27 protein-coding genes and 1 riboswitch are annotated in these 25,155 nt (G+C 71.4%); of the genes, 7 read left to right on the plus strand and 20 right to left on the minus strand.

The window, feature by feature from the left end; translation table 11 throughout:
* The first annotated feature begins 157 nt into the window (after nt 1–157).
* The 5 genes from ACFYOH_RS22160 to ACFYOH_RS22180 all read left to right on the plus strand — a co-directional run bounded on the left by ACFYOH_RS22160 (nt 158) and on the right by ACFYOH_RS22180 (nt 4,840).
* On the plus strand, nt 158–904 hold the full coding sequence (locus ACFYOH_RS22160; RefSeq protein ID WP_388627968.1) for an ABC transporter ATP-binding protein: 747 nt from the start codon (nt 158–160) through the stop codon (nt 902–904).
* The gene (locus ACFYOH_RS22165; RefSeq protein WP_388627971.1) at nt 886–2,337 is read left to right on the plus strand and encodes a hypothetical protein; all 1,452 of its coding nucleotides are present in this window, start codon (nt 886–888) and stop codon (nt 2,335–2,337) included. Before ACFYOH_RS22160 ends, ACFYOH_RS22165 begins: the two co-directional genes overlap by 19 nt.
* A gap of 100 nt (nt 2,338–2,437) precedes the next feature.
* Entirely contained in the window at nt 2,438–2,845 is a 408-nt protein-coding gene (locus ACFYOH_RS22170) for a VOC family protein (protein WP_388627974.1), read from the plus strand.
* 16 nt (nt 2,846–2,861) lie between these two features.
* Complete coding sequence (locus tag ACFYOH_RS22175) at nt 2,862–3,986, plus strand: LOG family protein (protein WP_388627977.1); 1,125 nt, start codon at nt 2,862–2,864, stop codon at nt 3,984–3,986.
* Between the two features lie 194 nt (nt 3,987–4,180).
* On the plus strand, nt 4,181–4,840 hold the full coding sequence (locus ACFYOH_RS22180) for an LAETG motif-containing sortase-dependent surface protein (protein ID WP_388627980.1): 660 nt from the start codon (nt 4,181–4,183) through the stop codon (nt 4,838–4,840).
* 71 nt (nt 4,841–4,911) lie between these two features.
* On the opposite strand, the gene ACFYOH_RS22185 is transcribed toward ACFYOH_RS22180, so the two are convergent.
* The 6 genes from ACFYOH_RS22185 to ACFYOH_RS22210 all read right to left on the minus strand — a co-directional run bounded on the left by ACFYOH_RS22185 (nt 4,912) and on the right by ACFYOH_RS22210 (nt 11,160).
* Complete coding sequence (locus ACFYOH_RS22185) at nt 4,912–5,709, minus strand: maleylpyruvate isomerase family mycothiol-dependent enzyme (RefSeq protein ID WP_388627982.1); 798 nt, start codon at nt 5,707–5,709, stop codon at nt 4,912–4,914.
* A 25-nt stretch (nt 5,710–5,734) separates the two neighbouring features.
* Nucleotides 5,735–6,754 (minus strand): ABC transporter ATP-binding protein, encoded by a 1,020-nt coding sequence (locus tag ACFYOH_RS22190; RefSeq protein ID WP_388627984.1) that lies wholly within the window; start codon nt 6,752–6,754, stop codon nt 5,735–5,737.
* 29 nt (nt 6,755–6,783) lie between these two features.
* On the minus strand, nt 6,784–8,385 hold the full coding sequence (locus ACFYOH_RS22195) for an ABC transporter permease (RefSeq protein ID WP_388627987.1): 1,602 nt from the start codon (nt 8,383–8,385) through the stop codon (nt 6,784–6,786).
* A 47-nt stretch (nt 8,386–8,432) separates the two neighbouring features.
* Nucleotides 8,433–9,518: a thiamine ABC transporter substrate binding subunit gene (locus tag ACFYOH_RS22200; protein WP_388627990.1), complete on the minus strand. Its 1,086-nt coding sequence runs from the start codon at nt 9,516–9,518 to the stop codon at nt 8,433–8,435.
* Nucleotides 9,519–9,600: 82 nt separating this feature from the next.
* A riboswitch (TPP riboswitch) is annotated at nt 9,601–9,709 on the minus strand.
* A 25-nt stretch (nt 9,710–9,734) separates the two neighbouring features.
* On the minus strand, nt 9,735–10,841 hold the full coding sequence (gene rlmN / locus ACFYOH_RS22205) for a 23S rRNA (adenine(2503)-C(2))-methyltransferase RlmN (RefSeq protein ID WP_388627993.1): 1,107 nt from the start codon (nt 10,839–10,841) through the stop codon (nt 9,735–9,737).
* Between the two features lie 112 nt (nt 10,842–10,953).
* Nucleotides 10,954–11,160, minus strand: a complete 207-nt coding sequence (locus ACFYOH_RS22210; RefSeq protein ID WP_388627995.1) for a hypothetical protein — start codon at nt 11,158–11,160, stop codon at nt 10,954–10,956.
* 253 nt (nt 11,161–11,413) lie between these two features.
* Between ACFYOH_RS22210 and ACFYOH_RS22215 the strand changes: the two genes are divergently transcribed.
* On the plus strand, nt 11,414–12,070 hold the full coding sequence (locus tag ACFYOH_RS22215; RefSeq protein ID WP_388627997.1) for a YceI family protein: 657 nt from the start codon (nt 11,414–11,416) through the stop codon (nt 12,068–12,070).
* A 21-nt stretch (nt 12,071–12,091) separates the two neighbouring features.
* On the opposite strand, the gene ACFYOH_RS22220 is transcribed toward ACFYOH_RS22215, so the two are convergent.
* The 6 genes from ACFYOH_RS22220 to rpsB all read right to left on the minus strand — a co-directional run bounded on the left by ACFYOH_RS22220 (nt 12,092) and on the right by rpsB (nt 17,486).
* On the minus strand, nt 12,092–12,538 hold the full coding sequence (locus ACFYOH_RS22220; RefSeq protein ID WP_388627999.1) for an SRPBCC family protein: 447 nt from the start codon (nt 12,536–12,538) through the stop codon (nt 12,092–12,094).
* A 126-nt stretch (nt 12,539–12,664) separates the two neighbouring features.
* Nucleotides 12,665–13,843 carry a phosphatidate cytidylyltransferase gene (locus ACFYOH_RS22225; protein ID WP_388628002.1) on the minus strand — a complete coding sequence of 393 codons (1,179 nt, stop codon included), beginning with the start codon at nt 13,841–13,843 and terminating at the stop codon, nt 12,665–12,667.
* Nucleotides 13,843–14,400 (minus strand): ribosome recycling factor, encoded by a 558-nt coding sequence (gene frr / locus ACFYOH_RS22230; RefSeq protein WP_014675285.1) that lies wholly within the window; start codon nt 14,398–14,400, stop codon nt 13,843–13,845. Before frr ends, ACFYOH_RS22225 begins: the two co-directional genes overlap by 1 nt.
* Before the next feature lie 175 nt (nt 14,401–14,575).
* Nucleotides 14,576–15,334: a UMP kinase gene (pyrH, locus tag ACFYOH_RS22235; RefSeq protein WP_228623032.1), complete on the minus strand. Its 759-nt coding sequence runs from the start codon at nt 15,332–15,334 to the stop codon at nt 14,576–14,578.
* Between the two features lie 203 nt (nt 15,335–15,537).
* Nucleotides 15,538–16,374, minus strand: a complete 837-nt coding sequence (gene tsf, locus ACFYOH_RS22240) for a translation elongation factor Ts (protein WP_388628005.1) — start codon at nt 16,372–16,374, stop codon at nt 15,538–15,540.
* Nucleotides 16,375–16,550: 176 nt separating this feature from the next.
* On the minus strand, nt 16,551–17,486 hold the full coding sequence (gene rpsB / locus ACFYOH_RS22245) for a 30S ribosomal protein S2 (protein WP_388628008.1): 936 nt from the start codon (nt 17,484–17,486) through the stop codon (nt 16,551–16,553).
* Between the two features lie 272 nt (nt 17,487–17,758).
* On the opposite strand from rpsB, the gene ACFYOH_RS22250 reads away from it, so the two are divergent.
* On the plus strand, nt 17,759–18,343 hold the full coding sequence (locus tag ACFYOH_RS22250) for a murein hydrolase activator EnvC family protein (RefSeq protein ID WP_388628011.1): 585 nt from the start codon (nt 17,759–17,761) through the stop codon (nt 18,341–18,343).
* A gap of 55 nt (nt 18,344–18,398) precedes the next feature.
* On the opposite strand, the gene ACFYOH_RS22255 is transcribed toward ACFYOH_RS22250, so the two are convergent.
* The 8 genes from ACFYOH_RS22255 to lepB all read right to left on the minus strand — a co-directional run bounded on the left by ACFYOH_RS22255 (nt 18,399) and on the right by lepB (nt 25,151).
* Nucleotides 18,399–18,956 carry a TetR/AcrR family transcriptional regulator gene (locus tag ACFYOH_RS22255; protein WP_388628443.1) on the minus strand — a complete coding sequence of 186 codons (558 nt, stop codon included), beginning with the start codon at nt 18,954–18,956 and terminating at the stop codon, nt 18,399–18,401.
* A 96-nt stretch (nt 18,957–19,052) separates the two neighbouring features.
* The gene (gene whiG / locus ACFYOH_RS22260; protein WP_388628014.1) at nt 19,053–19,895 is read right to left on the minus strand and encodes an RNA polymerase sigma factor WhiG; all 843 of its coding nucleotides are present in this window, start codon (nt 19,893–19,895) and stop codon (nt 19,053–19,055) included.
* 321 nt (nt 19,896–20,216) lie between these two features.
* Entirely contained in the window at nt 20,217–21,377 is a 1,161-nt protein-coding gene (dprA, locus tag ACFYOH_RS22265) for a DNA-processing protein DprA (RefSeq protein ID WP_388628017.1), read from the minus strand.
* A complete protein-coding gene (locus ACFYOH_RS22270) occupies nt 21,374–22,999 on the minus strand; it encodes a YifB family Mg chelatase-like AAA ATPase (RefSeq protein ID WP_388628020.1) in 1,626 nt (541 codons plus the stop codon). The genes dprA and ACFYOH_RS22270 overlap by 4 nt, the downstream gene beginning before the upstream one ends.
* Nucleotides 23,000–23,362, minus strand: coding sequence for a YraN family protein (locus ACFYOH_RS22275; protein WP_388628022.1), 363 nt, complete (start codon nt 23,360–23,362; stop codon nt 23,000–23,002).
* A 112-nt stretch (nt 23,363–23,474) separates the two neighbouring features.
* Nucleotides 23,475–23,783: a DUF2469 domain-containing protein gene (locus ACFYOH_RS22280; protein ID WP_003965949.1), complete on the minus strand. Its 309-nt coding sequence runs from the start codon at nt 23,781–23,783 to the stop codon at nt 23,475–23,477.
* Nucleotides 23,784–23,839: 56 nt separating this feature from the next.
* On the minus strand, nt 23,840–24,376 hold the full coding sequence (locus ACFYOH_RS22285) for an NUDIX hydrolase (protein ID WP_388628025.1): 537 nt from the start codon (nt 24,374–24,376) through the stop codon (nt 23,840–23,842).
* On the minus strand, nt 24,366–25,151 hold the full coding sequence (lepB, locus tag ACFYOH_RS22290) for a signal peptidase I (RefSeq protein ID WP_388628028.1): 786 nt from the start codon (nt 25,149–25,151) through the stop codon (nt 24,366–24,368). The genes ACFYOH_RS22285 and lepB overlap by 11 nt, the downstream gene beginning before the upstream one ends.
* Between the last annotated feature and the right edge of the window lie 4 nt (nt 25,152–25,155).

Genomic DNA, 25,155 nt, shown 5'->3' on the forward strand with positions numbered 1-25,155 from the left:
TGCCGTCCGTTCGAGTGAGAACGGCGGCCCGGGGCCGTGTGCTGTCCGGCCTCCCGGCGACGGCTGCCTAGCGTGCCAGTGACCGATCGGCCCAGCCTTCGTTCCCCCACACGAGGGATGAGGCACGGGAAAACGGATCAGAACGAGGTGTACGCCCATGGAGGCCGAGGCCCCGCCGGACAACGACGTGCTCTGGGCACGCTCCCTGCACTTCAGGCACCCCGACGGCTCCCCGGGACTCGCCGGGATCTCGCTCGGCGTGCGCGTGGGCGAGATCCTCGCCGTCACCGGCCCGCGCGGCAGCGGCAAGACGACCCTGCTGCGCTGTCTGTCCGGCCTGGTGCCGGTGGGCGGCGGCGAGGTGTGGTTCAACAGCACACCCCTGCACACCCTGGGCCCGATGCGCCGGGAACGGCTGCGCCGGAACCACTTCGGCTGGATCGACCCGGCGCCGGTGCTGGTCCCCGAGCTGAACGCCTGGGAGAACGCCGCGCTCCCCCTGATGCTGCGCGGCGCCGGCCGCCGTAGGGCCAAGGTCGCCGCGCTGGAATGGCTGGAACGGCTCGACGTCGGCGACCGGGCCCGCAACCGCCCGCGCGAACTCCGGCAGGCCGAGCGCCAGCGCGTGGCCATCGCCCGGGCGCTGGCCACGGCCCCCACGGTCCTCTTCGCCGACGAGCCCACGGCTCCGCTGCACCGCGCCGACCGCACCCATGTGCTGCGCACGCTCACCTCGGCCGCCCGCTCGCACGGCATCACCGTGGTCCTCGCCACACACGACTCCGACACCGCCGCCCTCGCCGACCGCACCGTGGCCCTGCTGGACGGCCGGCGTGTCAGCACCGTGCACCTGCCCGAAGCCCCCGAGACGGAAGGCCGCGCCGCGTGGTCGCTCTCCGTCTGACGGGGGCGGCCGGGCCCGCCGTCCAGCTGCGCCGCCTGCTGGTGGCCGCGGCGGCCGGCGGCACCGGCTTCCTCCTGCTCGCCTGCCTCGGCTACGCCGTGAACCACCCGGAGCACGCGGACGCCGCCGCGCTGCGGCTCGCCTGGTGCGCGGTGCCGCTCGCCGCGACCGTGTACTTCGCGCTGGCCGTCGCCCGCACCGACCCCGGCACCCGGCCGCGCACGGGGCTGTCCGCCGTGGGCCTCGGTCCGGCGCGTCTGATGGCGGTCTCCGCGCTGACCACGGCGATGTCCTGCACCCTGGGCTCGCTGCTGGCCGCGGTGGCCTTCCTCCATCTGCGCGGCGACCTCACCGCCGCGCCCTTCGGCGGCGCGGCGGGGGACTTCCTGGCCGCGGGCAAACACCTCCCGGTCCCGGCGGCCCTGACCCTGCTGGGCCTGGTCCCGGCCCTCGCCTCGACCACGGTGGCCCTGACCCTCCGCCCGAAAGACCCCCGCCCCGCCACCCCGCTCCTGTCCGGATACGGCCGCTTCGGGGCGTACGGCTACTCGATGGCCCGGGAGACCTTCGGGGCGTACGGGAGATTCGGGGCGCGCGGGCGACCGGGGACCGATGGTCCTCGGGACAAGCACGGGGCGACGGCCGACGACGAGCAGGCCGGAGGCACCCACGACGGCGAGCGGCCCGGTCGTCAGGCGGCGGGCGCACGCGACGACGACGCGCAATCCCCTCCGCACCCCGCGGGCCGTCGTGCCTCCGGGGCGGCACGGGCGGACGCGGGCGACAGCCACTCAGCGCCGGGCGGCGAACCCGACCCCGAGCCTCCCACCCAGGACGGGGGCTGGGCCGACAGCGCCCCCCAACCCCCCAAAGAGGCCCCCGCCGGCCTCCCCTGGGGCGTCGCCCTCCTCGCCACCGGGCTCGCGGTCCAGGCCTACGCCGAGCACGCGCACGCCGCCCTGCTCCTCGGCCGGCTCCTCACCGCGGCCGGCCTGGTGCTGGCCGGCCCCGGCCTGACCCACCTGTGCGGCCGGCTCCTGCAGAGCACCCGCCCCGGCGCCCTCCGCCTCCTGGCCGGACGGGTCCTCATGACGGAGGCCACCCGCATCGGCCGCCCCCTCGGCGTCGTCTGCGCGGTCGCGTCCGCCGGCTACGCCATGGCCACGCTGCACTCCGGCCCGGCGCCGACGTTCGGCCCGCTGACCACCCTCGGCGCGCTCCTCGTCACCGGCTGCACGGTCGCCACCCTCCTCACCGCGGCCGTGGAGACGCGCCAGTGCCGGGCCGACACGACCGCCGCGCTGCTCCGGCTCGGCGCCCCGGCCGCGACCCTGCGCGCGGCCGCGACCCTGCGCGCGGCGGCCCTGCTGGCGCTGTTCGGCCCGCTGACCCTGGCCGTCGCCGCCCTGGCCGCTCTCCCCGTGGACCGGTGAAAAAGGATCCGCGGCGACCGATGAGTTCTCCCGGGGCCCCCGGTCTACCCACCGAACACACTGACCCTGAACGAGCGAACCGCCCCGGGAGAGACACCTCATGTACCAGCAGATGATCTTCGTGAACCTGCCCGTGAACGACCTCGACGCCTCGAAGAAGTTCTTCACGGACCTCGGCTACACGATCAACCCGCAGTTCAGCGACGAGAAGGCCGCCTCCGTGGTGATCAGCGACACCATCGTCGCGATGCTGCTCACCAAGCCCTTCTACGCGACCTTCACCGAGAAGGAGATCGCCGACGCCTCGAAGACCAGTGAGGTGCTGGTCGCGCTGAGCGCCGAGAGCCGCGAGAAGGTGGACGAACTGGTGGACAAGGCCCTCGCGTCGGGCGCCACCCCGAGCGGCCAGACCCAGGACCTCGGCTTCATGTACGGCCGCGCCTTCGACGACCTCGACGGCCACACCTGGGAGGTCATCTGGATGGACCCGGCGGCGGTCCAGGGCTGACACCTAGCATGGGCGGGTGCATCCGACACCCGCCCAGCCGAACCGTGCCGCCCGCGACCGTGAGATCGAGTCCCTCGCCGAGTTCGACGAGGTCGTCGCCGAGCACGGCACACTCGCCCGATACCGAGTCCAGGCCGTCGATCTGACGAACCGTACGGACGTCCTGCTCAGCACCGACACGACCGGCGCCGTCTTCCTCGGCTGTCCCATGGACGCCGAGGCGGCGACCGGGGTCCGCGCCTCCGGGGCCCTGGTGTTCCCGCCGGTCCCGGGGCTGCCGTTCGACCCGTACCGCGGTTTCGTCTACGCGCCCGGCGAACTCTTCGACTCGCTCGACGAGGGCTACGAGGCGACTCCGGACGCCCAGGCCTACGCCTGGTTCCAGCGGACCAGGGCCGACGGCGACATCTTCGCCTCGATGCTCCGCTCGGTCCACGACGACGCCGTCTCGGACGCCCTCGACGAACTCCTCGTCGGCGCCCGGGTGGTGGGCGTCATGGGCGGCCACGCCATGGAGCGCGGTACGGCCGCGTACGCCGGCGCCGCCCGGCTCGGCCGGGAGCTGACCCGTGCCGGGTTCACGGTTGCCACCGGCGGCGGTCCCGGCGCGATGGAGGCGGCGAACCTCGGCGCGTACGCAGCGCCCTTCGCGGACGAGATGCTGGACGACGCGCTCCGGCTCCTCGCCAAGGCGCCCTCGTTCCGGCCCTCCGTCACCGACTGGGCGCGCGCCGCCTTCGAGGTCCGCGAGCGCTGGCCCGGCGGCGGCGCGTCGGTGGGCATCCCCACCTGGTTCTACGGCCACGAGCCGCCCAACGCCTTCGCCGCGCACATAGCCAAGTACTTCGCCAACGCCACCCGCGAGGACGGCCTGCTGGCCCGCTCGAACGCCGGGGTGGTCTTCCTGCCGGGCGCCGCCGGGACCGTACAGGAGATCTTCGACAACGCGACGCCGAACTACTACGAGTCGCGGGGCGAGCCGACGCCGATGGTGCTCGTCGACGAGGCGCACTGGACACGGGAGTTGCCGGCCTGGCAGCTGTTGCGGGCACTCGCCCGGGACCGGTCGATGGAGTCCCGTATCACCCTCGTTGACCGGATCGAGCAGGCTCCGGACGCGATCAAACGTCTCGGTGTGTAATAAGCGGGTAAAGCCAACGGCCGTTGACGGCATATGCGTTGACACTGCTTATGGAGCGCTTATAGACCTGTGAGCCTCTTGGGGGTGGTGGGGCACTCACCTCATCCGGTGCCTCAACGCCTCCTGAACCCCCCGCAGTTGCACTCTGTAAAGGACAAACGTTGTCCATAACTCACCGTGGCGTACGTCGTTCCGTGCGCGCTCTGGGTGTTGTCTCCGCTTCCGCCGCGGTCGTGCTGGGTCTGTCCGGCTCGGCGTTCGCGTGCAACATCCAGGACTTCAAGGCCGAAGCCAAGTGCGACGGCCAAAAGGGCGTCATCGTCGTCACCGACACCGACGGCTACGGCACCCCGGCCCAGGTCACCGTGTTCCTCGAGAGCAACGGTGGCATCGAGACCCAGGTGGGCAAGCAGGAGGTCAAGGGCTCGGCCGAGGGCACTCCGGTCACCTTCTCCGAGGACTGGAAGCCGAACGCGACCTACCGCATCCACATCAAGGCGGCCAACATCCTCGACGCGGACATCAAGGAGAACTTGGTGACCCCGTCCACCGCCTGCAAGACCGAGAGTTCCACCCCGGCCCCGCCGGCCTCCTCGACGCCGAAGCCGTCGCCGTCGACGTCCGCCCCGGCCGAGTCGGCGACCCCGACCCCGTCGGCCTCCGGATCCAGCTCCGCTCCGGCGGGCACGTCCGGCAACGCACCGTCCCCGGCGGCCGGTGACTCGAACCTCGCCGAGACCGGTGCCAACTCCAACACCGGCCTGATCGCCGGCATCGCGGGCGCGCTGGTCGTCGTCGGCGGTGGCGCGGTCTGGTTCGGCATGCGCCGTCGTGGCGCCCGCGGCAACGGCTGACGCCCTTCCGCATCAGGTATTGGCGCCGCGGCCCGTCCCCCTATCCCCAGGGGACGGGCCGCGGTCGTGTGTCAGCCGAAGGTGGCCTGCTTCCGCCAGAACTCCATGAGCTCACGCTCGCCGAGGACCTCAAGGCCGGGGGCGTCCAGCGGCAGCCGGTTGTAGAAGGCGAGCAGCACGGAGGTGAGCGGGCCGCGCAGGGCGACCGTGGCCTTCTCGTGGCCGCGCCGCCAGCCGATGCCGTCCTCGCCCAGCTCGATGAGCCACTCGGCGTTCAGCTCCGGGCCGGTGTCGGTGGCGTGCAGGTGGATGCTGCGACCCGGGCCGCGCAGCTCCGTGGCCCACTCCCGCACCCCGGCGCGCTGCACCCACTCCACGAGCTGCAGCCACTCGTCCAGCGCGTCGGCGGCGACCTCGGGCGCCACCTCGTAGGGCGCCCCGACGGTGAGCGCGGCGTCCGCGCGGTGAACGGTGATCTCATGGGTCATCCGGCGGGCCCAGAACGCGCTCGTGGACATGCCCGTCCAGGACCACACCTTGGCGTCGGGACCGGCCTCGCGCAGCGCCCCGACGACCAGCTCGCCGGCCTCCGCGAGCCATGCGTCGAGGGCTGCCGCGTCCCCCTCGGCCTCCGGTCCCCCGCCGAGCGGCACCTGCTCGTGCGGGACCATCTCCTGGGCCCGGGTCCGGACGAGTGTGGCCACCCAGCGCAGTGCGCCGCCCATGTGCCGTACGAGCCGTTCCAGCGTCCACTCGGGGCAGGTCGGCACGGTGGCCGCCAGATCCGCACCCGAGGTCACCAGCGCCCTGAACTGGCCGACCTGGAGTGCGATTTCATCGCAGTAGCGATCGTGTGCGAGCAATGTCATGCCCCTCACCCTAGGGGCCCGACGATCAGCCGAGGACGACCGTTTCGGTCGCGTCGAACTCCACACCGACCGACGCGCCGACCTCCGGGGCCTCCCGCAGCGCGCAGGCCGCCTCCAGGCGCGGCCCGTCCGCGGGCTGGAGGTGGACGGCCACATGGGTGCCCTTGAAGGTGCGCGCGGTCACCGTGCACGACAGTCCGGCGTCGGCCGCCACGAGCCGTACCCCGGCGGGCCGGACGAGCAGGGTGCGCGCGCCCTGCGGGGAGCCGTCGGGGACCGGCAGCTTGCCCCAGGGGCTGTCGGCGGCCGTCCCCGCGACGGTCGCCTCGGCCACGTTGTCGAAGCCGAGGAAGCGGGCCACGAACGCGTCGGCGGGCCGCTGCCACACCTCCAGCGGCGTGCCGGACTGCGCGATCCGCCCGTCCCGCATCACCACCACCCGGTCGGCCAGCGCGAACGCCTCGCCCTGGTCGTGGGTCACGGCGAGCACGGTCGTACCCAACCGGCCGAACAGCTCCCGCAGTTCGACCACCAGGCGTTCCCGGAGCGAGCGGTCGAGCTGGCCGAGCGGTTCGTCCAGCATGAGCAGCCGGGGCCGGGGCGCGAGCGCGCGGGCGAGGGCCACGCGCTGCTGCTCGCCGCCGGACAGGGAGGTCACGGCCCGCCGGGCGGCCCCGGGCAGCCCGACCAGGTCCAGCAACTGCCGCACCTCGGCGGCCCGTTCGCCCTTGGCTACGCCGTGCATACGCAGCCCGAACGCCACGTTCGCGCCGACGTCCCGCTGCGGGAAGAGCTGGTGGTCCTGGAACATCAGGCCCACGCCCCGCCGGTGCGCGGGCACACCCGACTGGTCGCGGCCGTCGAGCAGCACCCGCCCGCCGGAGAGCGACTGGAGCCCGGCGACCGCCCGCAGCAGGGTCGACTTCCCACAGCCGCTCGGCCCGAGCACACACACCACCTCGTGCTCGGCGACGTCGAGATCGACCGCGTCGAGCACGGCCCGCCCGCCGAAGCGCACGGTCGCGGCATCGAGGCTCAGCAGCATCCAGAACTCCTCAGTCCGGCCGGCACCATCTAGAACTCCCCCGTCCGGTCGGTGCGCAGCCGCTCCAGGAGCAGCAGCGCGGCGGCGCACACCACCATCAGAATGGTCGAAAGGGCCATGGCCTGGCCGTAGTTGAGGTCTCCGGGGCGGCTGAGCAGCCGGGCCACGGCGACCGGAAGCGTGGGGTTGTCGGGCCGGGCGATGAACACGGTCGCCCCGAACTCGCCGAGCGAGACGGCGAACGCGAACCCGGCCGCGACCAGCAGCGCCCGCCGCACCAGCGGCAGGTCCACCTCCCGCCACACCCGCCAGGGGGAGGCCCCGAGCACGGCGGCGGCCTCCCGGAGCCGTACGTCCACCGCGCGCAGCACGGGCAGCATGGTCCGTACGACGAAGGGGGCGCCGACCAGCGCCTGCGCGAGCGGGACGAGGATCCAGGACTGCCTGAGGTCCAGCGGCGGCTTGTCCAGGGCGATCAGGAAGCCGAAGCCGACGGTCACGGCGGAGACGCCGAGCGGCAGCATCAGCAGCGCGTCGAAGCCCCGGACCAGTCGTCCGGCGTCCCGGCGGGCCAGCGCGGCGGCGGCGAGACCTCCGATGACCACGGCGATGGCGGTGGCGGCGACGGCGTACTGCAGCGAGGTCCACACCGCGTGCACGGGCGCCACCAGGAACGTACCGCCGTCGGAGTTCGTCAGCGCCCGGTAGTAGCCGAGGTCCGGCGCGTCCAGGGAGCGGCGGACCAGGACGGCGAGGGGCAGGACGAGCAGCAGCGCGATGGTGACGAGGACGCCGGCGAGCAGGGCCCACTGCCCTGCGCCGCGCGGGCGGCGGGCGGTCGCCCTCGGGTCGACCAGCCGCAGGGCGGTCTCCCGGCGCCGTACCGTCCAGGCGTGCACGGCGAGGATCGCGCCGACCGCGACGAACTGGACGAGGGTGAGGACAGCGGCCGTGGAAAGATCGAAGACATCGGAGGTCTGCCGGTAGATCTCCACTTCGAGGGTGGAGAAGGTGGGGCCGCCGAGGATCTGGACGACGCCGAAGGAGGTGAAGGTGAACAGGAACACCATCAGCGCGGCGGCGGCCACGGCGGGCGCGAGCGCCGGGAGGGTGACCTTCCGCCAGGCGCCGAGCGGAGACGCGCCGAGCATGCGGGCGGCCTCCTCCTGCCGGGGGTCGAGCTGGGACCACAGCCCGCCGACGGTCCGTACGACGACCGCGTAGTTGAAGAAGACGTGGGCCAGCAGGATCGCCCACACCGTGGTGTCCAGCCGTACGCCCCACAGGTCGTCCAGCAGGCCGCCGTGCCCGACGAGAGCGAGGAACGCGCTGCCGACGACGACGGTCGGCAGCACGAACGGGACCGTGACGACGGCCCGCAGCACCTGCTTGCCCGGGAAGTCGAGCCGGGCGAAGACATGGGCGGCGGGCAGCGCGAGCAGCAGGGTGAGCGCGGTGGACGCGAGCGCCTGCCAGGTGGTGAACCACAGCACGTGCCGGATGTCCGGCTGCGTGACCACGTCCGCGAGCCGCCCGAACTGCCAGACGCCGTCGACCTTCAGCCCGCGCGCGACGATCGCGGCCACGGGCCAGGCGAAGAACAGCGCGAAGAACGCGACGGGCAGGGCCATCAGCCCGAGCCGCGCCGCGCTCCCGCGCCAGTCCCTCCTGCGAGGGGCTACTTCAGTACGAGCGAGGTCCACGACCTGACCCACTGGTCACGGTTGGCGGCGATCTTGCCGGGGGCCATGGTCTCGGGGTGCTCGGCGGCCTTGCCGTACTCGGTGAACTCGGCGGGCACCTTCGCACCGTCGACCACCGGGTAGACGAACATGTTCAGCGGCATGTCCTCCTGGAACTCCTTGGAGACCAGGAAGTCGATGAACGCCTTGGCACCCTTGGGGTTCTGGGCGTTGCTGAGCAGCCCGGCGAACTCGATCTGCCGGAAGCAGGTCCCGTACGACACCCCGGTCGGGGCGGTGCTGGGCCGCTTCTTGGCGTAGATGACCTCGGCGGGCGGCGAGGACGCGTACGACACGACGAGCGGCCGGTCACCGCCGGCCTTCCTGCCCTCCGACGAACCGGAGAACTCCTGGTAGTAGGCCTGCTCCCAGCCGTCGACGACCTTGACGCCGTTGTCCTTGAGCTTCTTCCAGTAGTCCTGCCAGCTGTTGTCGCCGAACTGGGCGGCGCTGCCGAGCAGGAAGCCGAGGCCGGGCGAGGAGGTGGCGGCGTTCTCGGTGACCAGCAGGTTCTTGTACTCGGGCTTGGCGAGGTCGGCGAAGGACTGCGGCGGGGTCAGCCTGTGCTTGCTGAAGTAGGACTTGTCGTAGTTGACGCAGATGTCGCCGTAGTCGATCGGCGTGACCCGGTGCTTGTCCTTGTCGAGCTGGTAGGCGGCGCCGGTCTTGTCGAGGCCCTTGGCGGTGTACGGCTGGAAGAGGCCGTTGTCGAGGGCGCGGGACAGCAGGGTGTTGTCGACGCCGAAGAAGACGTCGCCCTGCGGGTTGTCCTTGGTCAGGATCGCCTTGTTGACGGCCTGCCCGGCGTCGCCGTCCTTGAGGACCTGGACCTTGTACCCGGTCTTCTTCTCGAAGTCCTGGAGCACGTTCTTGGAGACGGCCCACGAGTCATGGCTGACGAGGGTCACGGTCTTGGCGCCTGTGGACGACTTGGCGTGTGCCGACGCGTGCGTCGATCCGCACGCGGACAGCGTGATCAGGCCGAGCCCGACCGCCACGGCCACGAAGGTCTTGTTGTGCACTGGATGTCCTCCTGGGGTTGGCCAGGAAGAGACGCGGCCCTGCCCGGGCCTTTGTGGAAAGGACCCGGGCAGGGCGCAACAGCTCGAGTGATGACCGAACTTCCTACCCAGAATGACCTGGGCGAGGTTCAGAGGGTCTGCGGCCCTGTCCGCCGCACTCTCAGCGCTGTGGCGCTCCCCTGTCGGAATATGAAAATGTGATGGACGGTGGCCAGATTACCGCTCGGTGGCCGCCAGCTGACCACAGGCCCCGTCGATCTCCTGGCCCCGGGTGTCCCGGATGGTGACGGGCACACCATGGGCGGCGATGGCCTCCACGAACGCCTTCTCGTCCTCGGGCCGCGAGGCGGTCCACTTCGAGCCCGGAGTCGGGTTCAGCGGAATGAGGTTGACGTGCACGGGCTTGCCCTTGAGCAGCCGACCCAGCCGGTCCCCTCGCCAGGCCTGGTCATTGATGTCGCGGATGAGCGCGTACTCGATCGACAGCCGGCGCCCGCTCTTCTCGACGTACTCGAACCCGGCGTCCAGCACCTCGCGCACCTTCCAGCGCGTGTTCACCGGGACGAGGGTGTCGCGCAGCTCGTCGTCGGGGGCGTGCAGGGAGATCGCGAGCCGGCACTTGAAGCCCTCGTCGGCGAACCGGTGGATGGCCGGCACGAGCCCGACGGTGGACACGGTGATCCCGCGCTGGGAGAGCCCCAGCCCGTCGGGGGCGGGATCGGTGAGCGCCCTGATGGCACCGACCACGCGCTTGTAGTTGGCGAGCGGCTCCCCCATGCCCATGAAGACGATGTTGGAGAGCCGAGCAGGTCCACCCGGCACCTCGCCGTCCCTCAGCGCCCGCATCCCGTCCACGATCTGGTGGACGATCTCCGCGGTGGACAGATTCCGGTCGAGCCCCGCCTGCCCCGTCGCACAGAACGGGCAGTTCATCCCACACCCCGCCTGCGAGCTGATGCACATGGTGACCCGGTCCGGGTACCGCATCAGCACGGACTCGACGAGGGTCCCGTCGAACAGCCGCCAGAGCGTCTTGCGGGTGGTCCCCTCGTCGGTCGACAGATGCCGGACGACGGTCATCAGCTCGGGGAACAGCGCTTCCTGGAGCTTGGCACGCGATCCGGCGGGGATGTCGGTCCACTGCTCCGGGTCGTGCGCGTACCGCGCGAAGTAGTGCTGCGAGAGCTGCTTGGCGCGGAACGGCTTCTCCCCGATCTCGGCCACCGCGTCCTTGCGCTCGGCGGGCGTGAGATCGGCAAGATGCCGCGGCGGCTTCTGGGCTCCGCGCGGGGCGACGAAAGTGAGTTCTCCGGGCTTAGGCATGGCTGTACCAGTGTCGCAGATCCAATCGGGTGACCTGCGGGTGTCGCCTGCTACGACTACAGGAGGAGGGCTCAGCCGCGCGTGACTGAGCCCTCCTGGTCCGATGCGCCACTCAGAGGCAGGGGACGTTGGCGAAGCCCGGGTAATAGAAGCGCCCGGCCGGACCAGCGCTGTGGATGCAGCGGTCGAGGCTGGGGCTCTGGGGTTTCGGGCTCGCGGTGGCGGCGGTCGCGGTCGGGGCGACGAGTAGGGTCGCCCCCAGGATCATTGCCGCCACCGCCGATTTCTTGCCCGGCAGATGCCTCCGGAACGTCTTCATTGCCGCCCTCCTTCGGGCCGAGACGGGAGCGCCGCGCGGTTCACAGGGCGACGGTTCGGCGCTCGTGATTCCGCCTATCGTCATATGCCGCAGACATGACGTCAATACCCAAATCGGGACACTCGGACTAAAAGGGGATTGCGGTCGGCACGGGACGGTCGCCGTTACTACGACCTGTGAAGTTCTGCCGGGGAACGGTCGGGTTTCCTGATCGGGCCTTGTCCGGCCCACTGCGCTGCCGTAACCACGAGCCATGAACCTTTTCGGCCGCAACTCCTTCCACCGGCGCGCGCAGCAGTCCGCCACGCCCGTGGCGACCGCCGGCCCGGCGGCCGGTGCCACCGGTACCGCCGTTCTTCCCGATCCCGGGCTGGCGGCCCTCACCGGCGAGTGGCTGATCGATCCCGCCCACAGCAGGATCGGGTTCTCCGTGCGGCACGCGATGGTGACGACGGTGCGGGGCGCGTTCACCGAGTACGAGAGCCGTCTGTACTTCGACGGCCGCGAGCCGACCCGCTCCCGGGCCGACATCGTGCTGTACACGGCCAGCGTCGACACGGGTGTCGAGCAGCGCGACGCGCATGTGGTGGGCCGGCAGTTCCTGGACGCCGGGGCGCACCCGCGGATGACCTTCACGAGCACGTCCGTACAGCTCACGGGCGAGGACGTCTACCGCATGACCGGCGATCTCACGATCAAGGACACCACCCGCCCCGTCGACCTGGAACTCACCTACATCGGTCATGTCATCGACGCGTTCGGTGACGAGCGGGTCGGCTTCGACGGCACCACCACCATCAACCGCTCCGACTGGGGACTGACCTACGAGGCCCGGCTGGCCCAGGGCGGGACCATGGTGAGCGAGAAGGTCCGCCTCCAGTTCGACATCGCCGCGATCCGGGCCAGGTGAGCACTCCCCCCGGCTGGCCGGCTAGATCGCGGCGTGCTCCAGCCGCTCCTTGAGCAGCCGCTCGTTCTCCGGGAGTTCCCGGCGGACCTGGGGGCGTACGACGAGAGGGATCAGCACCCTGCCGAGGCCGTGGCCCTCGAAGTCCAGGTCCATGGTCACGCGCGTACGCCCGTCGGGGAGCGGGACGACCTCGCCGTGCACCCGGCCCCGGACCGGGCCCTCGGTGCCCTGCATGCTCCAGGAGCGCGGCGGTTCGAACTCGGTGACCCGCATGGTCGTCGGGACGTCGCGGCGGCCGACATGGCGGGTGATCCGGATCCGGGACCCGAGTCCGAAGGGGCTGTCGTCGAGCTGCTCGACCGACACCGCGCTCTTCTGCCACTCCGGCAGGTGGGACGGGTCGCTGAGGTACGCCCAGACATCGCCCGGACTCCGGTCGACGTCGATCTCTTCATGGAAGGCGGACATGAGGCCCTCCTTTCCCGGACAGAGGGCTCTACCCTCCAGATCGTCCCACTTCAGGAGCCGTACGACCAATGCCGACGGGCCCCGCCCTGCGCACAGGACGGGGCCCGGAAGCCGTACGACACATCCTCACGCGGAGCCGACGAAGAGCACCAGCAGGAGCCAGACCACCGGTGCCGTCGGGAGCAGGGAGTCGAGGCGGTCCATGATGCCGCCGTGGCCGGGGAGCAAGGTGCCCATGTCCTTGATGCCCAGGTCGCGCTTGATCATGGATTCGCCGAGGTCGCCCAGCGTGGCGCTGGCCGCGACCGCGAGGCCCAGCAGCAGGCCCTGCCACCAGGTGCCGTCGTCGATCAGGAACTGCATGCACAGCGCGCCCGCGACCATCGCGAACAGCACCGCGCCCGCCAGGCCCTCGCGGGTCTTGCCGGGGCTGATGCGGGGGGCCAGCTTGTGCTTGCCGAACCGCCAGCCGACCGCGTAGGCGCCGGTGTCGCTGACGACCGTCAGGAGCAGGAAGGTGAGGACCCGCCAGGGGCCGTCGGACGCGGTCAGCATCATCGCCACGAACGTGGCCAGGAACGGCACGTAGAACGCCGCGAAGACGCCCGCCGTGACGTCCTTGAGATAGCCCTCCGGCGACTCCGTCATGCGCCAGACCAGGACGGCCAGGGCGGTCAGCGCCATGGCGACCCAGGCGCCCTCGGCGCCGCGGACGTACCCCGCCACCACCATCGCCGCTCCGCCCACCGCGAGCGGCACCAGCGGCGCCTTGATGTCCTTGCGCTCCCGCAGCCTGCTGGTCAGCTCCCACAGGCCGACGACGACCGCGACCGCGACGACCCCGACGAACACGGCCTTCTTGATGAACAGGGAGGCGACGATCACCACACCGAGCCCGATCCCGACGCCTATGGCCGCGCTCAGGTCACGGCCCGCGCTCTTCTTCTGCGGCGCTGGGGCCGGCTGGTGGGCGTCGGGCATGGGCTCCGGATTCTGGTTCTCGGCCGGGAGGGTGCGGGCCTGCGGGGGCTCGGGGCGGAACTCGTCGTGGAATTCCTGGAACAGGGGGCCGCTCCGGCGAGCGGCCCCCCGGTCGCCGCCCTGGTCTCCGCCGTACGCGTGTGCGCCGTACGCGGGGTCCTCGGGCACGATGGGCATGGGGCGAGTCTGCTGCGGCTCAGGCGCATCGTACGCGGGACCCGCCGGGACGGCCCCCGGGACAGGCTGGGCGGGCCCGCCCTCGGTGGGCCCCCAGTACCCGGCCTGGCCGGCCGATGGCGGCGCCCCCCAGGAAGAGTCGCTCATCAGACTTCGAGCAGCTCCGCTTCCTTGTGCTTCAGGAGCTCGTCGACCTGGGCGACGTACTTCGCCGTGGTGTCGTCCAGCTCCTTCTCCGCGCGGCGGCCCTCGTCCTCGCCGACCTCGCCGTCCTTGATCAGCTTGTCGATGGCGTCCTTGGCCTTGCGGCGCACGGACCGGATGGAGACCTTCGCGTCCTCACCCTTGCCCTTGGCGACCTTGATGTACTCGCGGCGGCGCTCCTCGGTCAGCTCGGGGAACACCACCCGGATGATGTTGCCGTCATTGCTGGGGTTGACGCCCAGGTCGGAGTCGCGGATCGCCTGCTCGATGTTGCGCAGCGCGCTCTTGTCGAACGGGGTCACGACCGCCATGCGCGGCTCCGGCACGGAGAACGAGGCCAGCTGGTTGATCGGCGTCGGGGCACCGTAGTAGTCGGCAACGATCTTGTTGAACATCGCCGGGTGCGCACGGCCGGTGCGGATCGCGGCGAAGTCCTCCTTGGCGACCACGACGGCCTTCTCCATCTTCTCCTCGGCCTCGAGGAGGGTCTCTTCGATCACCACTTGCTCCTGCGTGTCTTGAGTAAGGCCCGGCTGCGGTTCCTTTGGCGGGCGGCGGCCGGCTGCGTCGCGTCTTCTTCCTGCACGGTTCCCGACCGGCAGGACATTGTCCATCCCCCGGCCAGGGTCCGGCCCCCTTACGGGGCCGCGCGCCACCGGCCGGGTTGCTGCCGGGTCAGTCCCGGCTGCCCTGGTCACCCACCAGCGTGCCGATCTTCTCACCCTTGACGGCACGGGCGATATTGCCCTCCGCGAGGAGTTCGAAGACGAGGATCGGGAGCTTGTTGTCGCGGCAGAGCGTGATGGCGGTGGCGTCGGCGACCTTGAGGTCGCGGGTGATGACCTCGCCGTAGCCGAGGGCGTCGAACTTGACGGCGTCGGGGTTGGTCTTGGGGTCGGAGTCGTAGACCCCGTCCACGCCGTTCTTGCCCATGAGCAACGCCTCGGCGTCGATCTCCAGGGCGCGCTGGGCGGCGGTGGTGTCGGTGGAGAAGTACGGCATGCCCATACCGGCGCCGAAGATGACCACGCGGCCCTTCTCCAGGTGCCGCACGGCGCGCAGCGGGATGTACGGCTCGGCGACCTGTCCCATGGTGATGGCGGTCTGCACCCGGCTGTCGATGCCCTCCTTCTCCAGGAAGTCCTGGAGGGCGAGGCAGTTCATCACGGTGCCGAGCATGCCCATGTAGTCGGAGCGGGCGCGGTCCATGCCGCGCTGCTGGAGTTCGGCGCCGCGGAAGAAGTTGCCGCCGCCGATGACGACCGCGACCTGGGCCCCGTCGCGCACGACGGCCGCGATCTCGCGGGCGATCTTGTGCACCACGTCCGGGTCCACGCCCAGGCCCCCGCCGCCGGAGAAGGCCTCTCCGGACAGCTTCAGCAGAAACCGGCCGCGTACTTTGCCGTCGTCGCTCTTCTGGGCCTTGGTGGTCATGGAGATCCCGCCTCTTTCACGTGTTGCACATACGAAGAAGACCATTGCCGGTGGGGTCGCTTTTCGCTCCCATACGCGGCAATGGCCTCCTCGTCAGATCTGCTGCCGTCCGCCCCACCCCGGGGTGTGGCGGTGTGCGCGGACGACTGCTGTCGACCCTACCGAGAATTTCCCGCGGGTCGCGCGTCGATCGCGGAACGGGCTCAGATGCCGACCTTGATGCGCGAGAAGCGCTTCAGGGTGACACCGGCCTCGTCCAGCACCTTCTGGACCGACTTCTTGTTGTCGAGCGCGTACGGCTGGCCGAGCAGCGTGGCGTCCTTGAAGAAGCCGTTGAGACGACCCTCGACGATCTTGGCGATCGCGGCCTCGGGCTTGCCCTCGGCGCGGGTGGTCTCCTCGGCGATGCGCCGCTCGGACTCGACGACGTCGGCCGGCACGTCCTCCTTGGCCAGGTACTTCGGCGCGAAGGCGGCGATGTGCTGGGCGACGCCCTTGGCGACCTCGACGTTCGGCTTGTCGAGCTCGACCAGGACACCGATCTGCGGGGGCAGGTCGGGCATGGTGCGGTGCATGTAGGCGAGCACGAAGCCGTCGGCGAACTGCGCGAAGCGGTCCAGGACGATCTTCTCGCCGAGGTTGGCGTTGGCCTCGTCCACGAACGCCTGGACGGTCTTGCCGGGCTCGATCTCGGAGGCGAGCAGGGCCTCGAGGTCGGCCGGGGAGGTCGCGGCGACGTGCTCGGCGATCTTCTTGGCGACGGCCTGGAACTTCTCGCCCTTGGCGACGAAGTCGGTCTCGCACTTCAGCTCGACCAGGACGCCGGAGGAGTTGTCGTCGGCGATGATGGAGACCACGGCGCCGTTCTCGGCGGAGCGGCCCTCGCGCTTGGCGACGCCCTTCTGGCCCTTGATGCGCAGCGCCTCGACGGCCTTGTCGACGTTGCCCTCGGCCTCGTCCAGCGCCTTCTTGCAGTCCATCATGCCGGCGCCGGTGAGCTCACGGAGCTTCTTGACGTCGGCGGCGGTGTAGTTCGCCATGAGTCTGTGAGTCTTTCTCGAAGTCTGGGAGATCTGGAGATCCGCACGGTGTGCGTCCCACATGTAGACGCGGGTTGCGTACGTCGTGCGGACCTACGGGTGAACAGCGGGGGTGGACTTCACCGCGCCGAAGGCGCTGTCGGTGGCAGTACCGCCCCCCGCTGTCAACGCGTGCGTCAGGCCTGCTCGCCCTCGGCGGCCGGAGCCTCGGCGGCCGGAGCCTCGGCAGCCGGAGCCTCGGCAGCCGGAGCCTCGGCAGCCGGAGCCTCGGCAGCGGGGGCCTCGGCAGCGGGGGCCTCGGCAGCAGCCTCGGCCGGCTTCTCGGCCTCGTCGGCCTTCTTCTCACCCTCGAGCAGGTCGCGCTCCCACTCGGCGAGCGGCTCGCCCGCGGCCTTCTCGCCCTTCTCGCCGGTGGCGACGCCGGAGCGGGCGATGAGGCCCTCGGCGACGGCGTCGGCGATCACACGGGTGAGCAGGGTGACGGAGCGGATCGCGTCGTCGTTGCCCGGGATCTTGTAGTCGACCTCGTCGGGGTCACAGTTGGTGTCGAGGATCGCGACAACCGGAATGTTCAGCTTCCGGGCCTCACCGACGGCGATGTGCTCCTTCTTGGTGTCCACGATCCAGACGGCGCTCGGCACCTTCTGCATCTCGCGGATACCACCGAGGGTCTTCTCCAGCTTGGCCTTCTCGCGCGAGAGCACGAGAAGCTCCTTCTTGGTCAGACCGGACGCGGCGACGTCCTCGAAGTCGATCTGCTCGAGCTCCTTGAGGCGCTGCAGACGCTTGTAGACGGTCGAGAAGTTGGTGAGCATGCCGCCCAGCCAGCGCTGGTTGACGTAGGGCATGCCGACGCGGGTGGCCTGCTCGGCGATGGCCTCCTGCGCCTGCTTCTTGGTGCCGACGAACATGACCGTGCCGCCGTGGGCGACGGTCTCCTTGACGAACTCGTAGGCGCGGTCGATGTACGACAGCGACTGGAGCAGGTCGATGATGTAGATGCCGTTGCGCTCGGTGAAGATGAAGCGCTTCATCTTCGGGTTCCAGCGACGGGTCTGGTGACCGAAGTGGACGCCGCTCTCCAGCAGCTCCCGCATCGTGACGACGGCCATGGCCGTATCTCCTTGAGTTTCTCGGTTGTGCCGCGGATGCCGGACGGCTCCCGCGCCTGACGCCCGCGACGCGCCTTGCCGCGAAGGACCGAGAGGCGCTGACACCGACCGCTTGACGGCCTGGTGTCGGGGCGTGCGAAGTCGACCCGGTGACCCGGATCGCCAGAAGAAGTGTACGGGACCGCCGGGGCACCGGGTGACGCCGCTGTCCACAACCGGTGGGTTGTCCACAGACTCCGGCCGTGATCGGCAGGGTGCGGGACGGTTGTCGCATGCGAGAAGCGATGCGATATGTCCTGCCGCCGGCGGTTCTGCTCCTCTGCCTGGCGCTGGCCGCCCTGGCGCCCTGCCGGTCCTGGGCGGACACCCCGCCTCCGGCCCCCGCACCGCCCCCTCAGGCCCCGGTCCCGGCCATCGCGCGGACCTGGCCGGTGGGCGTCCGGCCCTTGGTGTTACGGGGCTGGGAGCCACCGGCGACGGTGTACGGCCCCGGTCACCGGGGCGTGGACCTGGCGGCGCCGGCCGGTTCTCCCGTACGAGCGGTCGCACCGGGCCGGGTGTCCTTCGCGGGGCGCGTGGCGGGGAAGGGGGTGGTCTCCGTGGAGCTGAAGGGCACGGATCTTCGTACGACGTACGAGCCGGTGAGCGCGTTGGTGCGGAAGGGGGACGAGGTGAGGGCGGGTGAGACGGTGGGCACGGTGGAGGCGACGGCTTCCCACTGCGCCGCTTGGTGCGTCCACTGGGGCCTGCGCCGAGGGAGGACCTACCTGGACCCTCTGTCCCTGCTACCGCCGTGGCTCCTGCACAGGGGGCCACCGAGGCTGCTGCCGGTGCTGGGGGTGCCGCTGCCGTCGTAGGGGCACCCCGCGAGCGCGAGCGAGCGACTCCGCCCCCGCCCGGCGGCAGCCGGCGTCAGCCCTTCACACCCCGCAACACCATGGCCACCGCGGCGTCCGTCACCACCGCGGGATCCTCCGCCGCCCCCAGCTCGATCCGCCGCACGGCCGCGTCCACAACTCCCTGCAGCAACATCGCCGCCAGCCGAGGCTGCTCATGCCCCATCTCCCCGAGCGCCTCGGCGATCATCGCGACGAGCCCGCCGTGCGCCGCCCGGATCCTCTCCCGCGCCCCGGCGTCCAGCTCACTCGCGGAGATGGCGACGACCGCCCGGTGCCGCCGGTCCCCCACCAGCGCCAGCTGCTGCCGTACATACGCCTCGACCTTGCCCTCGGCGGACTCGGCCCGCTCCATCGCGGCCGCCACCTCCGCCGCCCACAGCGGAAAGTCGACCTCGCACAGCTCCTCGACCACGGCGGCCCGCGACCGGAAGTACTCGTACACGGACGACCGCGCCAGCCCGGTCCGCTCGGCCAGCGCGGGAAACGTCAGCGCTTCCGTCCCGCCCTCGGACAGCAACGACCGAGCCGCGTCCAGCAGGGCGGCTCGCTGCATCGACCGGTGCTCGGCCACGGAGGCCGCTCGAATCCTTGGCACGTCAACCACTTTACGGACGCCCCCAGCCGAACGGGAGCCACTCGCCGCGACGGCACCGACGTGCCGCCGGCCTCAGCGCCCGAAGCTCGCCAGCTTGGCCCGCAGCTGCAGCACGGACTTGGTGTGGATCTGGCTGACCCGGCTCTCGGTGACCCCGAGCACGTTGCCGATCTCGGCGAGCGTGAGCCCCTCGTAGTAGTACAGCGTGACCACGGTCTTCTCCCGCTCGGGCAGCGTGTTGATCGCCCGCGCCAGGAAACGGCGCAACTCCCGGTCCTCGGCCACCTCCACGGGATTGTCCGCGGCGGTGTCCTCCAGCGTGTCCATGAGGCTGAGCCGGTCCCCGCCCTCGCTGCCGACGTGCAGCAGCTCCTCCAGCGCGACCACGTTGGCCAGGGACAACTGGCTGAACACGGCGTGCAGTTCGTCGACCTCCATGCCCAGCTCGCCGGCCACCTCGCCCTCGGTCGGGGTGCGCCGCAGCCGCGCCTCCAGGGTGGCGTAGGCCCGCTCCACGTTCCGCGCCTTCTGCCGCACCGACCGCGGGATCCAGTCCAGCGCCCGCAGCTCGTCGATCATGGCGCCCCGGATCCGGGTGATCGCGTACGTCTCGAACTTGATCTCTCGGTCGATGTCGAACTTCTCGATCGCGTCGATCAGCCCGAAGACGCCCGAGGAGACGAAGTCGGCCTGCTCGACGTTGGGCGGCAGACCGACACTCACCCGGCCCGCGACGTATTTCACGAGCGGCGAGTAGTGCAGGATCAGCTGCTCCCGCAGCCGGTCGTCCCCCGTCGCCTTGTACGACCGCCACAGCTCGTCGAGCGTCGAGGGAGCGGGCGGCCGCACGCTGCCACCGTCGCGGGCGGCTGGGGGGATCGCCGCCCGGTCGGACCCGGAGGTGTGCTGGGGCATTCGTCGCCTTGTGCCGTTCTGCCGTGAAGTGCCGTGAAGTGCTGCGAAGTGAGAGGAGCTGGGGTTCGGGGGGCGATGTGGGCTGCCTGGGTGAGCTGTCGGTCTGGTGTCGAGTTGGCGCGATCTGTGTCGGCGCCTTCGTGAGCGTAGCGTGACTGAGGTGTCGCGGTGTGCGAACAGTGCGGCTCCACCCGTGCGCGGGGCGCTCTCGGCGGTGTCGCGCGCTGGTTCCGCGGCTCGCTCTGCGTGACCGGCCGGGGCGTCAACTCCGGGAAACCTCAAGGGCGTCGGAGGTTCCCCCGGACGGCCGAACACGCTCGGTCAGCACGGACCGCGACCGGTGCGGACCGACATCACCGCCTGGCGTGTCAACTTCCAGCCATCGCCGTGTCGTTCGACGTAACCAAGTGCGCGGAGTTCGTACAGTCTCGCGATCGCCTCGTCCCGGGTGGTCGGCGTGCCGAGCGCGATCTCCTCCGCGGTGGCCGCGCGATGGCCCGGCAGGGCGGCGAGGACGGAGCGGGCGGCGGGTTCCAGCAGGTCGCGCGGCAGCACGGGCCCGCGCCGGGCCGGCGCCAGTTCACCCATGTCACCCACCAGTTCGACGACCTCCGCGGCGTCGGTGACCAGGGCGGCCTCTCCGCGCAGCAGTTCGTGCACGCCGGCGGAGAGGGCGCTGGTGACGGGGCCGGGCACGCCCATGGTGAAGCGGCCGAGGCGCGCCGCGGCCCGTGCGGTGGCCAGCGAGCCGCTGCGGCAGGCGGCCTCCACGACGACGGTGCCTCTGGTGAGGGCGGCGATGACACGGTTGCGGAGGATGAACCGGCTGGGCGTCGGATGGTCGCCCGGGGGCAGCTCGCCCACGACCAGTCCCTGCTCCGCGATCCGGCTGATCAGGGCGGCGTGGCCGCGCGGATACGGCCGGTCGACGCCGCAGGCCAGGACGGCGACGGTGGCTCCGCGGGCGGCGAGGGCGCCTCGGTGGGCGGCGCCGTCGATGCCGTACGCGCCGCCCGAGACCACGACCCAGCCCCGCTCGGCGAGGCCGCCGGCGAGGGTGGCGGCGACATGGGTGCCGTACTCGGTGCAGGCCCGCGCACCCACCACGGCGACGGACCGGAGCGCCCACATCCGCAGACTGGCCCGACCGCGCACCCACAGCCCGATCGGCCGGGCATCCCCCAGATCATCGAGCTGTCCGGGCCACTCGGCGTCCCCGGGCCCCACGAACCGCGCCCCGGCCTCCCCGGCCACCGCGAGATCCCGCTCCGGCTCGGCCCGCCGGGCCCGCGCGACCAGCCCGGCCCACCGCACCTCGCTCACCCCCGGCAGGGCCGGCACCCCGTCCCGCAGCCGCCGCACCACCTCCCGCACCCCGAACTCCCGAACCCACCGCCCACCGGCCTCGTCCCCCGGCTCGATCACCCGGCAGAGAAAGACCCGCCCGAGCAACTCGTCTCCGAGGGCCTCGCCCGTGGTCATGTCAGGGCCCCGATGGCCATCGGCACCCCTCGTGGCACCCCGGTGCGCAGTTGCAGGGCCAGGGCGACGTCGGTGGCGTCCGGGCGGTCGTGTCCGACGATGTCGGCAACCGTCCAGGCGACGCGCAGCACCCGATCGATGCCGCGGGCGGTGAGCACGCCCCGCTCGAGGTTGCGCTCGGCCTCGTCCATCGCACCGGCGACGGGGTGGTAGCGGCTGCGCAGCTCGCGGCCGGGGACCTCGCTGTTGGTGCGCCAGGGGGTTCCGGCGAGGCGGGCCGCCGTGCGCTCACGGGCCCGCCGTACCCGCTCGGCCACGGTCGCCGTGGACTCGCCCCGGGCGCCAGGTTCGACGAGCTGGGCCCGGGTGACCGGATCGACCTCGACACGCAGGTCCACCCGGTCCAGCAGCGGACCGGAGAGCCGGGACTGGTAGCGGCGGATCGCCGAGGGCGGGCACTCGCACAGGGAGTCGCGTTGCGAGAAGCGTCCACAGGGGCAGGGGTTGGCCGCCAGCACCATGAGGAAGCGGGCCGGGAACCGGACGACGCCCGCGCTGCGTGCGATCACGACATGGCCCGACTCCAGCGGCTGTCGCAGGGCGTCGAGGGTCTGGCTGTGGAACTCGGGCGCCTCGTCCAGGAACAGCACGCCGCGATGGGCTAGGGAGACCGCCCCGGGCCGTGCGATGCCGGGGCCTCCGCCGACGAGGGACTGCATCGTGGCCGAGTGGTGCGGGGCGCAGTAGGGAGCCACGTCGATGAGCGGCTTGCCCGGCGGCAGCAGCCCGGCCACCGAATGCACCGCCGTGACCTCCAGCGATTCCTCCCTGGTGAGCCGGGGAAGGACGGCGGGCAGCCGCTCGGCGAGCATGGTCTTGCCCGCGCCGGGCGGACCCTCCAGGAACAGGTGGTGCCCGCCGGCGGCGGCCACCTCCACGGCCGTACGGGCCGAGGTCTGGCCAACGACGTCCGCCAGGTCGTGATCGTGTTCGTGCTGTGCGGTGCCGACACTGTGCATGCCGGTGGCCGCGCCCGTGCCCGGCACGCGCAGACCGGCCAGGAGAGGGTCGGGACGGCCCTGCTCGTCCGGTTCCTCCTCGGGGACGGGCTCGTCGGTGAGCACCGCGATGAGCTGGCGCAGACTGCGGACGCCGAGCACGGAGACGCCGGGGACCAGCGCGGCCTCGGCGGCTGCGCACTCGGGTACGACCACTTGCTCGTAGCCGGCGTCGGCCGCCGCGAGCACGGCCGGCAGTGTGCCGCGGACCGGTCGGACCCGGCCGTCCAGGCCCAGCTCCCCGATCATGACGATGTCCGCGAGGACACGCGGATCGATCCGCTCGGCGGCGCCGAGCACCGCACAGGCGACGGCCAGGTCGAAGCCGGAGCCGGCTTTGGGTACCGAGGCCGGGCTGAGTCCGACGGTGAGCTTCTTCTGCGGCCACTCGCCGCCCGAGTTCACCACCGCCGCCCGGACCCGGTCCCTGCTCTCCGTCAGGCTCTTGTCCGGGAGGCCGACCAGGGTGAAGGCGGCGACGCCCGGTTCCAGGTCGGCCTGGACCTCGACGACCACTCCCTCGACGCCGACCAGGGCCACCGAGCAGGTGCGGGCGAACCCCATTCAGGCCACCCCCCGTGCGTGCTCGACGGACGGGGCGCCGCGGTGGGGCAGCAGGACGCCGATCAGGTCGATGCGGACGCCGCCCGGCGGTGCCCCTCCGTGGGCGTGGATCCAGTGCTCGGCCAGCTCGCGCAGCCGGGCCGCCTTCTCGGGGGTCACCGCGGCCATGGGGTGTTCGTAGTCGCCGCCCCTGCGGGTCTTCACCTCGCAGACGACGAGTGCGTCACCGTCTCGCGCGATGATGTCGATCTCGCCGGAACGGCCGCAGCGCCAGTTGCGCTCCAGGATCGTCATTCCGGTCGCGGCGAGCCGCCGGGCGGCCAGGTCCTCGCCGTACTTGCCGAGTGCTTCTCGTGCGTTCATGTCGGCACCACCTCCGGCGCCAACCGTCACGCATCCCGCCCCAAGATGTTGATCTTGGTGGAAAACTCAGCGGTTGTGGAAAACCCTGTCCCCCACAGGGAACCGGCAGCCGTCACCCGCCCGGCAGCTCCAGGTCGCTCTTGTTCAGCTCCTCGATGTTCACATCCTTGAACGTGAGGACCCGTACTTGCTTCACGAAGCGCGCCGGCCGGTACATGTCCCACACCCAGGCATCAGCCATCGACACCTCGAAAAACACCTCGCCCTGCACCGAGTGCACCTGCATCTCGTAGTCGTTGGTGAGGTAGAAACGACGCTCGGTCTCGATCACGTATTTGAACAGACCGACGACATCTCGATACTCCCGGTAGAGCTTCAGCTCCATCTCGGTCTCGTACTTCTCGAGGTCCTCGGCGCTCATGGCATGTTCCCCTTCAGCCGTGCGATCCCCCCATTGTGCGCCAGTCCGACGGGCCCTCAGACGATTTCCGCATCGAGGGTCACAGGACTGGCCGGGGGACCTTCGTCGAGCAGCCTGCGCAGCAGCTCGGCGAGTCTGGTCGGATACACCGTCTCATGTGCCCGGGTCAGTTCCTGACACGTCCACCAACGCGCCCCGGCGACACTGCGCCGCTCCAGCTCCGTCAGCCCCTGCGCCGCGGTGGCCGTCTGCGTCGTACGGGCCAGGTAGTACCACTCGTCCTGGTCCCAGCGGCGGCCCGCGAACGGGAAGGAGCACCTGCGGCGCCACAGCACCGGGCCGAGTTGGACGTCGGTGATGCCGGTCTCCTCGGCGAGTTCCCTGAGCGCGGCCTCCTCGCGCGTCTCGGCGCCCTCCAGACCGCCGCCGGGGGTGAACCACCAGTCGTCGGCCGGATCGTCCGGCTCATGGCCGTGCAGGAGCAGGATGCGGTCCTCCGGGTCGAGGAGGACCACCCGGGCCACCTTGCGCAGCCCGCCCTCGTACGACTCCCCGTACGAGTCCTCGCCGGTCCGCGTGGTCTCAGCGGACACCGGCCGCCTCCGGGCGGGCGCTACGCGCGCGGGAGCGGCCCACGCGACTCGCGATCGGGCCGTAGGCGCCGCCGGCCAGCACCAGGACGGCGCCGGCGGCGATCAGCAGCTCGATCGTGGACAGAGGACCCGGCTGCGAGAGGGTACCGAGGGCCTCGAAGCCGGTGGGGCGCTTCAGCGAGCCCTTCCAGGGCCAGACGACCGCGTCCACGCGGGCGTTCACGGCGTCGCGGGAGACCGTGCCCTTGGCCGCGTCGGTGAGGTGGGCCGTGGAGTCCAGGGAGCCCTGGCGCTCGTCACCGAGGAGGAACAGCCGGCCCTCGGGGACCGTCACCGTCGGGAAGTTCTGGATCTCGGCCAGGCTGCCCTTGGGCAGATAGGGCTCGTCGATCTGCTTGCCGTTGACGGTCAGCTTGCCGTTCGTGCAGCAGGAGACGGTGTCGCCGCCGACCGCGACCACCCGCTTGACCACCTTGGCGCCTGTGACCCAGCTCTTGTCCGTGAAGACGACGACGTCACCGCGCTTCACCTGACCGCCGTCGACCTTCTGCGCCAGCACCCGGTCGCCGGCGTCGATCGTGGGCGTCATCGAGCTGGTCGGCACGGTGTACGGCCGGTACGTCACCGCCGCCCAGGCGAATCCGCCGAGGAACAGCACCAGGCCCAGTGCCACGGCCACCGAAGACAGCCGCTGTCCGAGCCGGCTGCCGCCGGGCTGTGCCGTGCCTGTCCCGCCGCTGCGCGGGGCCGTACGCGTCGTGCTCTCGCCACCCATGGAC

The organism is Streptomyces sp. NPDC007856, assembly GCF_042868225.1.
GTDB lineage: Bacteria > Actinomycetota > Actinomycetes > Streptomycetales > Streptomycetaceae > Streptomyces.

Excerpts from the sequence above, each read along its gene's own strand:
- ACFYOH_RS22160 (WP_388627968.1), top strand. The coding sequence starts at position 158 with ATGGAGGCCGAGGCCCCGCCGGACAACGACGTGCTCTGGGCACGCTCC.
- ACFYOH_RS22170 (WP_388627974.1), top strand. The coding sequence starts at position 2,438 with ATGTACCAGCAGATGATCTTCGTGAACCTGCCCGTGAACGACCTCGAC.
- ACFYOH_RS22185 (WP_388627982.1), bottom strand. The coding sequence starts at position 5,709 with ATGACATTGCTCGCACACGATCGCTACTGCGATGAAATCGCACTCCAG.
- ACFYOH_RS22190 (WP_388627984.1), bottom strand. The coding sequence starts at position 6,754 with ATGCTGCTGAGCCTCGATGCCGCGACCGTGCGCTTCGGCGGGCGGGCC.
- ACFYOH_RS22195 (WP_388627987.1), bottom strand. The coding sequence starts at position 8,385 with ATGGCCCTGCCCGTCGCGTTCTTCGCGCTGTTCTTCGCCTGGCCCGTG.
- rlmN (WP_388627993.1), bottom strand. The coding sequence starts at position 10,841 with ATGCCTAAGCCCGGAGAACTCACTTTCGTCGCCCCGCGCGGAGCCCAG.
- ACFYOH_RS22210 (WP_388627995.1), bottom strand. The coding sequence starts at position 11,160 with ATGAAGACGTTCCGGAGGCATCTGCCGGGCAAGAAATCGGCGGTGGCG.
- ACFYOH_RS22215 (WP_388627997.1), top strand. The coding sequence starts at position 11,414 with ATGAACCTTTTCGGCCGCAACTCCTTCCACCGGCGCGCGCAGCAGTCC.
- ACFYOH_RS22220 (WP_388627999.1), bottom strand. The coding sequence starts at position 12,538 with ATGTCCGCCTTCCATGAAGAGATCGACGTCGACCGGAGTCCGGGCGAT.
- ACFYOH_RS22225 (WP_388628002.1), bottom strand. The coding sequence starts at position 13,843 with ATGAGCGACTCTTCCTGGGGGGCGCCGCCATCGGCCGGCCAGGCCGGG.
- pyrH (WP_228623032.1), bottom strand. The coding sequence starts at position 15,334 with ATGACCACCAAGGCCCAGAAGAGCGACGACGGCAAAGTACGCGGCCGG.
- tsf (WP_388628005.1), bottom strand. The coding sequence starts at position 16,374 with ATGGCGAACTACACCGCCGCCGACGTCAAGAAGCTCCGTGAGCTCACC.
- rpsB (WP_388628008.1), bottom strand. The coding sequence starts at position 17,486 with ATGGCCGTCGTCACGATGCGGGAGCTGCTGGAGAGCGGCGTCCACTTC.
- ACFYOH_RS22250 (WP_388628011.1), top strand. The coding sequence starts at position 17,759 with ATGCGAGAAGCGATGCGATATGTCCTGCCGCCGGCGGTTCTGCTCCTC.
- whiG (WP_388628014.1), bottom strand. The coding sequence starts at position 19,895 with ATGCCCCAGCACACCTCCGGGTCCGACCGGGCGGCGATCCCCCCAGCC.
- dprA (WP_388628017.1), bottom strand. The coding sequence starts at position 21,377 with ATGACCACGGGCGAGGCCCTCGGAGACGAGTTGCTCGGGCGGGTCTTT.
- ACFYOH_RS22270 (WP_388628020.1), bottom strand. The coding sequence starts at position 22,999 with ATGGGGTTCGCCCGCACCTGCTCGGTGGCCCTGGTCGGCGTCGAGGGA.
- ACFYOH_RS22275 (WP_388628022.1), bottom strand. The coding sequence starts at position 23,362 with ATGAACGCACGAGAAGCACTCGGCAAGTACGGCGAGGACCTGGCCGCC.
- ACFYOH_RS22280 (WP_003965949.1), bottom strand. The coding sequence starts at position 23,783 with ATGAGCGCCGAGGACCTCGAGAAGTACGAGACCGAGATGGAGCTGAAG.
- lepB (WP_388628028.1), bottom strand. The coding sequence starts at position 25,151 with ATGGGTGGCGAGAGCACGACGCGTACGGCCCCGCGCAGCGGCGGGACA.